This window comes from Arthrobacter sp. WCS2018Hpa-7 (assembly GCF_031843805.1).
Classification (GTDB): domain Bacteria; phylum Actinomycetota; class Actinomycetes; order Actinomycetales; family Micrococcaceae; genus Arthrobacter.
Window position 1 is genome coordinate 40,014 of sequence record NZ_JAVTJB010000029.1, and the last position, 12,670, is coordinate 52,683.

Here is a 12,670-nt window from a genome sequence, read left to right on the forward strand (position 1 = left end):
TTAGTCCTTCAACGACAGCGTCGAGCCTAGGGGAGGAGGGGGTGGCGTGATCACCCGGAGGACTCCGCAGGTCCAGGATTTCTCCCACGGCGCCGGCATGCTTACGTGGTGTTCCGCCGTGGGTCCGTGTCCTGGTCCGAACCGGTGCTCAAGGAGAGGGTCTGAGCGTGATCGTATTGAGCGCTTCGACCTTAGACCTGAAGCCGAATGTGATCCTTCCCGTTCCTCAGCCTTAATGTCGGCGACGATCCTATGATGGCGATGCTAGGTCCTCGTTGCTCTGGGTCAGCGGGGCTCCGACGAGTAAGGCCGGCAGATCCAATTCGAGCGAACCATTGCTGAGGAACTTCGATTCCGCGTCCATCAGGCGCCTATTTCCTGGAAGCTCTTCCATCGCCCGCGAAAGATGCGCCGTGGCAGCTTCCGTCTGGCCCGCTGCCGCGCACGCCATAGCGAGCTTTGCAGCTATGGCGGCTTCGATGACTGCGGCTATGGGCTCCGCTTTGCCGGCGGCTCGTTCTTTCAGGCGACTTTCGGCGAATTCGAGGAGCTCCTCTGTGGTCCATTCCGGCCCGCTTTCGAGGATGATCCTGACGGTGAAGGATTGTAGGCTCGGGACCTCAAGAAGCGGGGTGTACTTTTCGAGAAAAGCTGAGGCTGTTGCCGGGTGTGATTCTTCCGGCAGCAATGAGTTCCATAGAACATAGATTCCGACCATGGACCGTTTGGCGGATAAGTTCTTGGTCTGCGGGAGAAGGGCCTCGACGCGTGATAAGACGGATCCCATGGCCGGCAGGATCACGGGATCTGTTGGCTGGCCGTCTGCAGGAGGCTCTTTGGGAGCTTTGTCGAGTAGCAATTCGACAAAGCCTTCGAAGTAGGCGGCGGACGTTTTCGCCGTCAGCCCGGTCGCATCGTTGATCCACATTTCAGGTGCCAACCGCATGCGGATGACGTTGGGCAGCGAGCGGCGGTAGTCGAATGCACCGACCTGCACGGTCGAGGCACGGAAAACGAACTCCCTTATGACATGACGAGACAGCCGGTTGAGTCCTTCGAGGCTCAACATCAGACCTTCCCCAGCGGGGTCCACAGAGTCGGCCTGACCCGTGTGAGTCCATGCTTCCGGTGCAAGCTCTACCAAGCCGTGGACGTTCCGGGATCTGATTCCGTACGCGCGCTTTAGAGCTTTCTCCATGGAGAAGGCCGGCATTGGCCGAAGCGCGTCAACGGCCTCGTCCCGGTAATAGGAAGGGCTGATGTGGTCGACGACGAAAGCCACGAAACGGCGTGTGGCTCCTGCTTTATCGGCTAATAGCACGGCATCGCGGATTCTCCCGGCTGCGGCGTCATCCAGACCGGTCAGAGCTGTGTCGATGAGACGTCTTTTGCGGCCGTCAAAGGCATCCCAAGTTTGTTGTGGTGCTTCGGCGGAGGACGACAATGACTCCAAAGCTGCTACAAACATGGTATACGCCAGCGACGGGTCGTCGACCACTCTTGTACTGGCGGCGACCACCTGGCGGATGGCCCGTATGGTGAGCTCATAGTTTTCTCGATTGAGCGCTAGAAGTCGTTCGATAAAGAGGATCAGATCCTTGATTTGATCCTCTTGCAGGAGCGTGCCGGGTTCGAAGGTTTTACGCAGAATGTGCGAGGGCGATCGAGGGTCGTTTTTGTTGCCAGCATCTGGAATCAGACGTCGGACCAAGTCCACATCGGGGCTGAAAATTGCATTGGCGGCGAAGGAGAGAACGGCGGCGAGGTCGTCAAACAGGGAGTCGCCCCCGGTTGACAGGATGCCTTCCTCGCTGCCGGCGAGGTTGACTGCCTCCAACTTTTCCCAGATCTCAACTGAGACGGAACTGACCGGTTTGGTCCATTCTGTGGATGGGACGAGCCGTGCCACCGGCAGCACGATCTCGTCGCGGCCGATGACCCGCGTGTTGGTGAACAAGACGCGCCGATGGGTGGTCTCATGCAGTGCGACGTCTCGAAAAAACTTCCCGGTTGCGACCTGCAGCATAGGGTCTCCTGTCCTCCATCGGTAACCGGCCGCCCGGCCTGGGGATTAGGCCTCGAATATGATTGATTCGACCGGGCATGAGTAAGATTTGCTTCCCATGATAGGCGGCCTCCGGAGAGGGACTTCAAGTCAACCGGCGTTGGCATAAGTCCGTTTTGCGGACGATGGTGGGTCGTGGCTTCGGTTATCCCACGAACCTCATAGTCCTGTTCTGCGAAATGCTATCCGAATCAACATCAGAGCCCGGAAACGGCGGAAATGTCGCAATGCCTGGCGGCCCGCCATACGGGGCAGGCAAGATCCGAGGCGATCAAGGCAGGAGTGAACCTCTCGGTCCGTTCAATTCCTGCTCCTGACTCACGGCCACCGTCGGGTGAGGCTCGGCGAGCATATTCAGCTCGCGCGTAAGGGGAAACACGGGAGTGAGTGTTGGAAACAGGTGAGGCCACAACGTCAGGGCACAAAAAATTGCTGCTCCTGGGCAAGCTCGTCAAAACGATCCAGCCCTGCTGCCTCCGTTTCCGGAAGTAGATCCGTGATCTGTTCCAGTAGGAGCATTGTCAGGACTGTGGGGGCCGCATAGGAATCAAAGGTGAATGAACGGCTGAGTTCGGTGACAAGAACTTGGTCGGCTTCGTCGGCTATGGATGAAAAGCGGTTGTCAGTGACCAGCAGGACTTCAAGTCCGACTTTCCTAGCGAACTTCAGGGCAACCAGGAGTTCTCGGGGGTATCTGGGCATTCCGTAAGCCAGCAGTGCAGATGCACCGTCAGTTTTTGCCTGGGCATCCGGTAGCTGAAACACAGATACGGCGCGGCCGGAACCCTTTCCCCGGCCTGCTGCGATGGCGTCACTGTGCGAGATGGATCAAGGCAAAGCGTTAGAAAATCTGCCTGGGCGGGACCAACTAATGTCCCTCCCCACGCAGATTTCTATGCATCGAATTGCTTCAGCACGGTTGCGACGTTCGAATCTGACGTACTCGTATCAGATGTCGAAGGCCGGGAACGTCAGGATCGAAGTCTGCGACTGTAGTGGTTTCCATGCCGGCGACATAGTTTCCACAAGGCCTTCTGCGGTGAGGGTGTGGTGGGCCGCGCCTGGAAGCAGTTCGGGATCGAGCGGGTTCGTTGCGTTTGGATTGTGAAAAACATCCATCCCTTCGATCCATGTTTCTGGATCGTCTTGGCGAACAAAATGTACATAGGGGAGCGGTTCCGAGGCGTTTGGGTTGTTGTCTGCGACGAAGCCGCGCCTGATGAGAAGGACGTGGTCTGAGCCGAGGCCGGCTCCGACCCCCATCCGGTTGAATTTTGAGAGAGTTCCTCCACTGTTGAAGACGACAGCGGAGATGTTTTCGGCCCCGGGCAGGTAAAAGAATCCAGAAGGAACTCTTTTGGCTCCCCAGTTGTGGTGGGTGATCGGCCTTGGGGTAATACGGAGCTGACCCTGCGAATCGCGTGATGGCACCTGCGCGTATCCGTACAAGTATGTTGGCAAGGCTGTTCCGCTGTAAGTCATGGACATGTCGTCGTGGAAGTCCTGGATGGCCAGAACCATGGGTATATTCTCCACAGAGGGCTTCGTCCAGTACCGCTTGTTGAGCTTAGTTATTAGCGGTCCGGCGTACCTTATAGGGAGGTAGTGGTTGACGTAGTCCTCTACGGCCTTTTCATTCGCTGGCTTCTGTGATGGGGCGGGTTGACCATCTTCTCCCTGACTCGGATTGATAGTGGTTGCTTCCATCGCAAACTCACCGTGGGGCCCGCTTGCAAGGAAATCGGGTGCCGGCGAGGGACGGTCCACCTGTAACCCGGCCTCGGTCAGCACAGCGAACAAGTAGAGCTCCCAAATGCGGGCATCGAAACCTGATGTCTGGAACTGTTCGACGAAGTTACCGTCGACGTCCTCATGCCAGCGCATCATGGCGCCAATGATCTCCTTCGCTGCGCGAAATGAGTCACCAGATAGGAGTTGGCGAAAACCAGGGTTCAGCTTGTCCTCGGCTCCTAGCGGGGTGAAGAAATCCACGGCCTGCCTTGGCTCATCACTTTGGATGCGCAATTTATCCAGTTCGGGGATGATGCGAACGACGTGCCGGATTAGCTCGGTGTAGGCCGACTCGGGACTCTCGATGCCCTGTAGGCAAGAAATGCATCGGAACCTTTCGACCGAGTCGGGCGCGAGGATCAACACGACGAAGTCCCCATCGTTGTCAACCGCGATCGTCGCAAGTAGCCGTCCGGCCGCTGCTTCAAACCAGGCAAGCTCCTGCAGAAACATCGCGGCAGATGGCGCTCGGCTATAGCCTGCCAGAGCGTCGAACCGGGATCGGGAAATTGTTTTCATGCAGGGTCTCCGTCAACAATCATGCTCTTGAAGCTGTCATGGAAATCCAGGCAAACAGGTGTGTCAGCCGGACCGCGGGTGTCGGATCCACAGCGTTCCAACGGAATTGATGCCCTTGAACATCGCCTCCGTTGAAGCCTGTCTACCGGGTAAGTTTTTGGCTTCTGTTCTTGCGTGCGGAACGATGCAGGTCACGTGCGCGAGCGAACACAAAATCCTCTAACTGGGGGGACTTCACGAAATCGTCCAATTCCACACGCCGCCTAAGCCGGATGGTGAGGAGCCCTGCCATACGTTCCAACGCCACGTCACCGACCTCGCCCTGCAAGGCTCCACCAATCGCGCACACGGAGGACCAGATCCTGTGAGCCGCGGCCGGAGTGTCTGTGACTGAATCGCACAGAGACCGAAGCAGCGGCCGCCACTCAGCGTCACCCTCTGGTACAGGGATGTCGATTTCGGCTCGTCCCCACCAAACCCGCCGGCCATAGTGGTAGGCCCAGCCATGATCGGCCATTGTCCGGAGGGCTAGCGGTTTATCTATAGGCAGGCCCCGACTGATGCCCAGGACCGTGGGCACTCCCGACGACGGCGGCCCGGACCGCCAGGTCCGCTCGACCAAGTCAGAGTCGTCGAGCATGACGAACACGAAGCCGGGCGGCAAGCTATCTGACAGTGCCCGCATGCCCGCGGGGATGGACACATCAGCAGTTTGGAGCTTCTCCAACATCTCGGAGACGCTCAACCCGGCTATGGAGTCGATGAAGCGTTTGGGGACCAGCGTTCGAGCTGCGAAGGCATCAGCTTCGAGCTCCTGCATGCGAATCTCTTCGGATGTGGGATCCGACCCCGGGAGCCGGTGAGAGAGATCCGGATCATCTCCATCGTTCTCGCTGTCAGCTTCACAGATAAGCTCATGGGCTTGGTGCCACGAAAGCATGATGTGCCCGAGTTCGTGGGCCAGGGTGAAGCGGCGCCGCCTTGGCGGTCGTTCAGTGTTGACGAAGACATGCTTATCATCGGAGTCCAACCCCAATAGCACTGCGTCCAAGTCGGGAATATTGCTGGGGAAGGGATGAATGGACGCGTGCTCTTCAACCAGCTTCACGATGTCAATCGGCGGGGTGGCGTCGAGTCGTTCGATGAGCATGTCCGCCAGCCGCTGGGCGCTTTCGATTCTGGAGCTATTCACTTTTTCTTGGTCTTGTCCAAGCTGTTTCGCAACCCCTCAACGAGCTCGGCCGCACGTCGCCTGTCACCGCGAGCGGCCAAAGCGAAGTCCCTTCTGTCAAGCAGTGGTTTGTTTACCATCTCATCCAGTGTGACGCCGTTCATCCGGGCTGCTAAGACGATACGGAGATTGGCAGGGTTGTCGGTAACAACGATGACTTCCTCGGGGTCCAGATGAGTCTCAAGATCCGAAGCGATGATCGCTTGCAGATCAGGAAAGGACAGGATTCCTGCGGCGGCAGAGCCGATCGGATCGTTCTCGATCAGTTGCGCAATCACGGCGTTTGACGGGGGGCCATCGGAAATGTCCTTGGCGATACGGAGGTCCTCTTGGGCTGCATGAATTTCCCGTGTATTTCCTGATACATACGCGTAGACGAGACGCTCAGAAGCGTCGGCAATGGCCAGAGCCTGGTTCTTATTCATGCGGAGGACCTCCTTCCTGCTTCAAGTATTACGCACTCCAACTGCGGCACGCAGCAGATTCACCTGACCTTGGGGATATTTCTCAGGTTACGCTGCAACTTCAAAACGGTGGCTTTCGATGACACGGGGAACTTCACCGCTGGTATCCACGACAGCCCATCCGCTGAGCTTTCCAGTGGACTTTGCTGCTTCCAGGGCCCTCTCTGGCATTCCGCGCTTGGACTCGATCATCCAGAGCGGAACGAGCCTACCAGTCTGTAGAGCCCTTACCTTCGCGCGCTGCATGCACGTTTCCGTGGCACAACTGGCATGAAGAACGAAAACCCGCCGCCCGTTACGACGGAGGCGCGTCACCATCTGCGGCAAATAGTCCTCGTGACCGATGACGTCGATGATGGTTGTCTGGCCGGTCTCCAGAATGGCGCCCTGCAGTCCTGGCTCGAGCGGATCGGTGCCAATCTGACGGGTGTACATGAGTTCTGAGCACTCATCCTGGACCACTCCGGACCCCAGCCCTGACGCGTACTCAGGAAATTCGACGCGAAGTTCGTCAGCGTCACTGACTGAAACCTCGGATGGGTCTAGTCCGGCATGGCTGAACACCAGAGGCCGCAGGGCGGACGTTTTCCCGGAACCAGGCAGTCCGATGAGCACGTAGACCGCCCCTTTTCCCGGCTGCGCCGGCGCTGACGCGTCCGCACCGCTTCTCCGGGCCACCAGTTCATCCTGCAGGTCCCGCCGTTCGGGATGCCAATCGCCTTCATCGCGGTAAACGTGCTCCGTGAACGTGTGCTGGCCATTGAGAACTCGCTTGAAAAGAGCAGCCTTTAAGTCCGGGCGCGTGGCCAAGAAAGATCTTTGAGGCTCCGTCCGCTTCGTAAACCAGGTGCGAGCATAGGTGTCGACTTCGGCCGTGTACGAGTCAAAGGCATCATCGTCGACGGCAGGTCCTGTAGTAAGCGTTATCGCAAATCCCCGTTCACTTCAGGCACTCCTCGCGGTGTGCTCTGAATGCCATTTTGCGGGTGCTGAGCCCGCAATGTCTTCGTCTTGATAATAATCGATCCAGGTGGCCGTACATGCCAGCCACGCAGGTTCAGGCGGAGATGTAGAACCTCCCAAAGCTCGTTTGGGGCATGGCCGGCAGCGTGGTGAAAGCAGCGGCCGTGCCGCCCGTCGCGGTCACGGTGAGGGCGGCGCGGTATCCCGATGCAGGGTGCGAAGTTTTGTCCAGAGGAGTGAAACCGTTTAGACCTGGATCGGCAGCTCGTCCAGCTGATGCCTCACGAACTCTTTGTTGGCCAGTACAAGCAGTTCGGCGCGCAAGTTCGTGAACTTGGCTGCGGCGGCAGCGCCACTGTTCGTTCCTGTGTCCTTGAGCTCGTCCATGTTCGCCTGAACGAAGTAATACAACTGATCAAGCTTGTTGATGAACGTGGAACAGAAAGTCGTGTACCTCTTATCGCCGATCTTGTGCGGGGGCACGGTTGACTCCACAAAGTTCTTGAGGTTGTCATGCAGATACCCCGTCCGCATGAAGGCTCTAGTTCGCACCAGAGCCACCAACAGCTCTTTGACGCTCCGCTCGTAATGGATCGAGTCGAGGAACGCGGCGCGGTCGAGAGCTCTGTGCAAGGAGCCGGCATGGGCTGATGCTGCTGCAGGCTGCGCTTCCAGGGTGATCTTCGAAAAGTATGCCTGCGCTACCTCTGCTGCTCTGTTGATTTTTTCGTTTAGATCATCCCAAAACCAGATGTCCACAGGAAAGCCGTACGTTTTAGAGTCAATTCCCCTGACGGACGACTGCAGTTTGGCGTCACGCGGGATCGTTGTGACGATGATGTAGCGATCGATTGTTGGCTTGAAGTTCTTTGCCAGCGCGCACTCGGCCTCGACCTGCGTCAGGGTAAGGGACTGCACGGCCTTGCATTGGTAGCCGAACTGCAGGTCCCCGTGGGGACCCCACGTGCTGGCCAGGACGTCTACGCCGTCCTGCCGCTGCCCTTGTCTGCCGAGCCGTTGTACGTTCAGGGAGCCGTATTCGTTCTCGACGAGCATCGCGGTCAGGTTCTCAAGCCCAGTCCATTCCGCGGGTCTGGGAAAATCAAGTTGCATGCCGAAGGCCCTCTCATCATTGGATCAGCACATCCTCTCACTGAATCGGAATGACTCAGGCCCCCGACAGACTCCTGCATCGTTATGCCGCTGCCTCGTAGCGGCCCACCAAGGACGTTCGGGGTCAGACGTTTGGTTGCCCTGCCCTACGGAATCCCTATTCCGGCTGCGGCCCCTCAATCGGCGGGGCACAGCCCCCACGTAAAAAGTTGGGGGAGTCGCTGCCGAAGGCTTTCGGTTTTCATGGAACGCGGGCTGCCCTCGACATCAGGGCAGCCAAGGTCAATGACGTCGGTACCGTCGAATCCGTCAAGGATTGACGGCGTTCTCGCAGGCGAGCCAACGAGAACTGCGCGTGGCCTGTTGGTCATCGCATACCGGGCGAATCAAGCCTTGCGACTGAACTCGTCGTGGGTCGATCTGCGATCCGTGAAGCCAGGTTGATCACGCCAGAGCACTGACTCGCGCCGGCTCTACAGTTGCGACTCTCCGGTCTGCCTCGTGACGCCCTTGACGACAGGCTTGGCAGGACGCCAGTCAACGCCGCTGCCTTGCCAGTAAAGGTCAAAGTCCGATTCGATTTTTGACTTCAGTTCGTCCAAGTGAGCATAGAGCCCTTGTTCGGCCCTATTCAGGCCAGGACCCTTCAGCTGCTCTCTCAGGATGTCGATCTCGTCCTGAATATGGCGCAGGCTAATACCAGCTGCGCTGGTGAAGCCCTTTCGGTGTTGGTCGTCACCGTGGTCACTCAGGTTCTGTTGAGCTACCTCCTGCACGGCACTTTGTATGAACTGGCGGGCTTGCCGTATGCGGTCATTCATAATGTGTTTTCTCTCCCCAAACAGGCCGGTGTCGTAACAGAGTATGTCAAACTCCTTCCTAGTCCCGGGAACTGTGCAGGCACCTCGGTATGATGCCTCCACGACGTGCCGGTAACCCGGCCTAGACTGAGCTCGCTTCCTAGCATTTTGCGGCTAGCAAATATTATCCGGACCCGGTCAGGCACCTCTTGGAGCGGGTGTCTCATCCGGCTGCCGGATATGAGGGTGTGTGCTCTGTCGACAGACCAGCATTAAGGGCCATGACCTGCTCAAATCCAGCACCTAGCAGACCTGTCTTCCACCGGAGTGCAGCATCTGAACCTCTGAGAGAGTCGAACGGCGAGTAGAACAAGGGGTTGCTGCGGCAACGACTACGCCGCCACGCACGCCGGTTGACCGAGCCCGTTTAGGAACGGCCATCTTGAATGAAACAGCGCCATCTCCATGGCCACTAACCGCCCAAGAAACCACCAAGATCAACCTTTTGGATAGGTTCATCTAGAACGGAATCTCATAACCCGTGACTATTGGTCGCCTGCGTCCGCTCCAATTTGATTCCCGCCTGTCCAAAAGCCGGCTCGCAGGAAGAAACGAAGAGCACGTGGCGCCCTGATAGTTACAGCGGTGTTCCTCGACCGTATGTCTAATCAACAGCCCGAGTAACGTCTCACACAAGCTTGGTGCCTATCGGACACGTCAATGCCAATCAGCGGCGGCTGGTGTGGACCAAGACAGCGCGAAGTTGCTTCACCCAACGCCCATCAATCACGTTGTAGGACACGTGCATTCAGGGGTGACTCGGTGTGCAGGGCTGGCCGGCAGGAACCGCCGGTCGCTTCTGGACATGTCCAGAGTTCAAGGGTTCAATTGATTTGAGGGTTCGCGATTGGCTCGGGCCTGGCTACTGACTAGGCGTCATCAACGAATCGAAGCTGAACGCATCACTGGGGATGCACATGGACGACAACACATACCCCTCAGGACAATCGCCGGCGGAACGCGCCGCGAATGCCTTCGCTTCCTTAGCGCTTCCGACCCATCTGAACCTGGAACGACTCGTCGAAGTGATCGAAGGCGTCCGGCATCGGCCCATACATATCGAAGCTGCCGAAGTTCTGAATGGTGGATCGGTCTGCGGCTTGTGGCTATCCACGGACGACATAGAAATCATCTTGCATGCCATTAGTCCTTCTGGGCTGCACCGGCAACAGTTCGTCCTGCACGAACTCGGGCACATGGTCTTGAGGCACGACGAACTAGTCGTCCCCGCGGACTACATAGAAGTCCTGTTCCCAAATCTTTCCGTGGGACTTGTCTCACGCGTTCTTGCCCGCAGCAGCTTCACTGATGACTTGGAGGCCGCTGCGGAATCGCTGGCAGATCTCTTCGCAGCAGCAATCAGGAACAGTGCCAGGGAGCCACGATCGTTCGAGAAGGTCTTCGAATGATCCAGACAGTGGCCGCGGCTATGATTTGGCTACTCGTCTTTTGCCTGTTTCCTGGAATCAGGAGACGGCGCGATTACAGCGTGCTGACGGCCTCGATCACTATTGCAGTCGCACTGACGCTCAACGTCGATCAGGTCTACTTGGCTATTGATTCTGTCCTGAGCGGTCGTAACTTCGTGGACCTGTTGGCCAACATATCTATGGTCGTGGGCATCTACTTTCTCTCGAGAGCTATCATCCGGGCGGCTACGCCTGACGAGACGGTCGACAGACGAGACAGTGCTGGCATGATTCTCTTGGCGGTGGTGATCGCGGGCCTTACAGTCAGCTTCAGCGCCATCGTCACCCAGGGGAGTTCCACTCGTTTCATGGTGGATTACGGTGACCAGTGGTCTGCAGCCCTCTACTCATCCATCCAGTTCGTTTACATCGGCTACGTGGTTAGCGTTACCGGTGTTACGTGTCTTCGATTTCGCGGCGATATGTTGAGACCCTATTTCCGCACGGCATTTACGTTCATCGGGGTTGGCTGTAGCTTCGCCGTTCTCCTCGTATTGCTTGTGCTCATCATGGACGTTCTGCATTTGCAAGGGCGCCTGGATGCTATGCGTGCGGTCTCGCCTATTTATGATGCGGCGGTCGTTGCCGCCATGATTTTCCTGTGCGTAGGTCTGGCCATTCCGCCCGTGGCGCGTCGAATTCTCCGCCGTAAGCAATCCGCTACCGAGGCGGAGCTGGTTAGCGACCTGACGAAAATCTGGGAAAAGACAACACAGAAACGGCAAAACGTTCGGCTCGTGCGAGACACCGAAATGATCAGCCAACAGGACACGGCACAAAGACTCCATAGAATGCTTGTTGAAGTACAGGACGCACTGTTAGTAGAGCCCGGTTTAGGCAGCTCCTTGGACATCCACGACCTAAGTGTCTTATACGCAGTTGAGAACTACCTGGCGGGGCCGATCGTGCGCCAAGTTCCGGTTCGTCGACGGAAGGGGGAGCAGGCGATATGACGAATGATGCCAGTTCCTCCGAGACGCCACAGGCCAGATTGGCACGAAAACTCAATCTCCTACTTGACCTCTACGAGGCCGAGGGATCGGAGGCATTGACCTACCCCGAGATCAATCGGCATATGAGTCAGCGTGGAACGCCGGTTTCCCGCTCCCGCTGGGCCTATATGCGCAGCGGGGACAGCTCGTTGGCGACCGATCCCGCGCTGCTTCGGAATCTTTCAGAGTTTTTTGGAGTGGACCGTGATTACCTCTTGGACGATGCCGGGGAGATACCAAAGCTTGTAGACACTCAGCTGGAACTGCTCCGTACCCTTCGTGAGTCACGTGTGCGGAACTTCGCCGCTCGTCAGTTGCAGGGGATCTCTTCGGAAACCCTGGTGAGGCTCCGTCAAGTGATTGACGAACGCAATCGGGGTAAGGGGGTGGACGATGCCGACAGTGAACAGTCGTAGAGCTCTAAAGGTTGGAGTTCGCGCTGCATCCGGGGCTTTGCTTGCAGGCGTCTCCGGTGCAGCCTACTTCGCTCGTCACGTCGTAGTACCAAAATACAGCCGTCGTGAGGGTCTGGAAGTTCGGGCTGTGCACACCAATGGGAACGGATCTCTAGAGATCGAACTCCCCGCTACGGAACAAACGAGAGCACCGGGACGATACAGTCTGTGGTTTGAGCAGGGGGCGGGCCACGCATGCCTCGGACCGGTCGTTGGCACCCACCCTGATCGAAACTCAGTAGTCCGGGTAGTTGAGCGAGTGGACTCGGGGGACCTTGAACAAGCCATGGCAGGTATCTGGAGTGGGTACGTCTACTCGAAACCGGAGCAGCTTGGTTTGCGGTACCAAGACGTTGAGATTCCAGTCGCCAACGGCGTCGCCCCAGCGTGGAGATTTGATGCGTCCGCTGGCGTCAATGCATCCGGCGGATGGGCCATCCACATCCATGGCATGGGCGGTAAAAGAGCCGGGACACTTCGCGGCATACCCGTCGCAAGCCGCCTGGGACTGACGTCGCTGGTAGTCTCGTTCCGCAACGACGGCGACGCACCGCCGTCGTACGATCGCCGCTACAGTCTCGGCCAGACCGAGTGGCATGACGTCGAGGCCGGCATCAACTACGCCATTTCCCATGGCGCTGAGCGCATTGTCCTTTTTGGGTGGTCGCTCGGCGCTGCAATCGCCCTTCAAGCAGCCGCTCTGTCGCCGGATTCCTCGCGAGTAACCGGGATGGTTCTCGACGCGGCC

General features: G+C 57.8%; 11 protein-coding genes and 1 pseudogene. 4 read left to right on the forward strand and 8 right to left on the reverse strand.

Annotated elements, in window-relative coordinates:
- Positions 1 to 250 precede the first annotated feature (250 nt).
- From RQH14_RS21330 to RQH14_RS21365, 8 genes are all read right to left on the reverse strand, one after another.
- Positions 251 to 2,026 (reverse strand): hypothetical protein, encoded by a 1,776-nt coding sequence (locus tag RQH14_RS21330; protein WP_311215118.1) that lies wholly within the window; start codon positions 2,024 to 2,026, stop codon positions 251 to 253.
- Between the two features lie 453 nt (positions 2,027 to 2,479).
- Complete coding sequence (locus tag RQH14_RS21335; protein WP_311215119.1) at positions 2,480 to 2,767, reverse strand: hypothetical protein; 288 nt, start codon at positions 2,765 to 2,767, stop codon at positions 2,480 to 2,482.
- Between the two features lie 246 nt (positions 2,768 to 3,013).
- Positions 3,014 to 4,375 carry a hypothetical protein gene (locus tag RQH14_RS21340; protein ID WP_311215120.1) on the reverse strand — a complete coding sequence of 454 codons (1,362 nt, stop codon included), beginning with the start codon at positions 4,373 to 4,375 and terminating at the stop codon, positions 3,014 to 3,016.
- 142 nt (positions 4,376 to 4,517) lie between these two features.
- Complete coding sequence (locus RQH14_RS21345) at positions 4,518 to 5,567, reverse strand: ImmA/IrrE family metallo-endopeptidase (RefSeq protein ID WP_311215121.1); 1,050 nt, start codon at positions 5,565 to 5,567, stop codon at positions 4,518 to 4,520.
- Entirely contained in the window at positions 5,564 to 6,031 is a 468-nt protein-coding gene (locus RQH14_RS21350; RefSeq protein ID WP_311215122.1) for a hypothetical protein, read from the reverse strand. Before RQH14_RS21350 ends, RQH14_RS21345 begins: the two co-directional genes overlap by 4 nt.
- An 87-nt stretch (positions 6,032 to 6,118) precedes the next feature.
- Positions 6,119 to 6,880, reverse strand: a complete 762-nt coding sequence (locus RQH14_RS21355) for a zeta toxin family protein (RefSeq protein WP_311215123.1) — start codon at positions 6,878 to 6,880, stop codon at positions 6,119 to 6,121.
- Positions 6,881 to 7,279: 399 nt separating this feature from the next.
- Complete coding sequence (locus RQH14_RS21360) at positions 7,280 to 8,146, reverse strand: hypothetical protein (RefSeq protein ID WP_311215124.1); 867 nt, start codon at positions 8,144 to 8,146, stop codon at positions 7,280 to 7,282.
- 473 nt (positions 8,147 to 8,619) lie between these two features.
- A complete protein-coding gene (locus RQH14_RS21365) occupies positions 8,620 to 8,967 on the reverse strand; it encodes a hypothetical protein (RefSeq protein ID WP_311215125.1) in 348 nt (115 codons plus the stop codon).
- 956 nt (positions 8,968 to 9,923) lie between these two features.
- Between RQH14_RS21365 and RQH14_RS21370 the strand changes: the two genes are divergently transcribed.
- The 4 genes and pseudogenes from RQH14_RS21370 to RQH14_RS21385 all read left to right on the forward strand — a co-directional run.
- On the forward strand, positions 9,924 to 10,415 hold the full coding sequence (locus tag RQH14_RS21370) for a hypothetical protein (RefSeq protein ID WP_311215126.1): 492 nt from the start codon (positions 9,924 to 9,926) through the stop codon (positions 10,413 to 10,415).
- The gene (locus RQH14_RS21375) at positions 10,412 to 11,428 is read left to right on the forward strand and encodes a hypothetical protein (RefSeq protein WP_311215127.1); all 1,017 of its coding nucleotides are present in this window, start codon (positions 10,412 to 10,414) and stop codon (positions 11,426 to 11,428) included. The genes RQH14_RS21370 and RQH14_RS21375 overlap by 4 nt, the downstream gene beginning before the upstream one ends.
- Positions 11,425 to 11,883 (forward strand): hypothetical protein, encoded by a 459-nt coding sequence (locus tag RQH14_RS21380; RefSeq protein ID WP_311215128.1) that lies wholly within the window; start codon positions 11,425 to 11,427, stop codon positions 11,881 to 11,883. Before RQH14_RS21375 ends, RQH14_RS21380 begins: the two co-directional genes overlap by 4 nt.
- Positions 11,884 to 12,181: 298 nt before the next feature.
- A pseudogene (locus RQH14_RS21385) lies at positions 12,182 to 12,670 on the forward strand (lipase); the annotation flags it as partial.

Coding starts and splice junctions, on each gene's coding strand:
- RQH14_RS21330 (WP_311215118.1), bottom strand. CDS start 2,026: ATGCTGCAGGTCGCAACCGGGAAGTTTTTTCGAGACGTCGCACTGCAT.
- RQH14_RS21335 (WP_311215119.1), bottom strand. CDS start 2,767: ATGCCCAGATACCCCCGAGAACTCCTGGTTGCCCTGAAGTTCGCTAGG.
- RQH14_RS21340 (WP_311215120.1), bottom strand. CDS start 4,375: ATGAAAACAATTTCCCGATCCCGGTTCGACGCTCTGGCAGGCTATAGC.
- RQH14_RS21350 (WP_311215122.1), bottom strand. CDS start 6,031: ATGAATAAGAACCAGGCTCTGGCCATTGCCGACGCTTCTGAGCGTCTC.
- RQH14_RS21360 (WP_311215124.1), bottom strand. CDS start 8,146: ATGCAACTTGATTTTCCCAGACCCGCGGAATGGACTGGGCTTGAGAAC.
- RQH14_RS21365 (WP_311215125.1), bottom strand. CDS start 8,967: ATGAATGACCGCATACGGCAAGCCCGCCAGTTCATACAAAGTGCCGTG.
- RQH14_RS21370 (WP_311215126.1), top strand. CDS start 9,924: ATGGACGACAACACATACCCCTCAGGACAATCGCCGGCGGAACGCGCC.
- RQH14_RS21375 (WP_311215127.1), top strand. CDS start 10,412: ATGATCCAGACAGTGGCCGCGGCTATGATTTGGCTACTCGTCTTTTGC.
- RQH14_RS21380 (WP_311215128.1), top strand. CDS start 11,425: ATGACGAATGATGCCAGTTCCTCCGAGACGCCACAGGCCAGATTGGCA.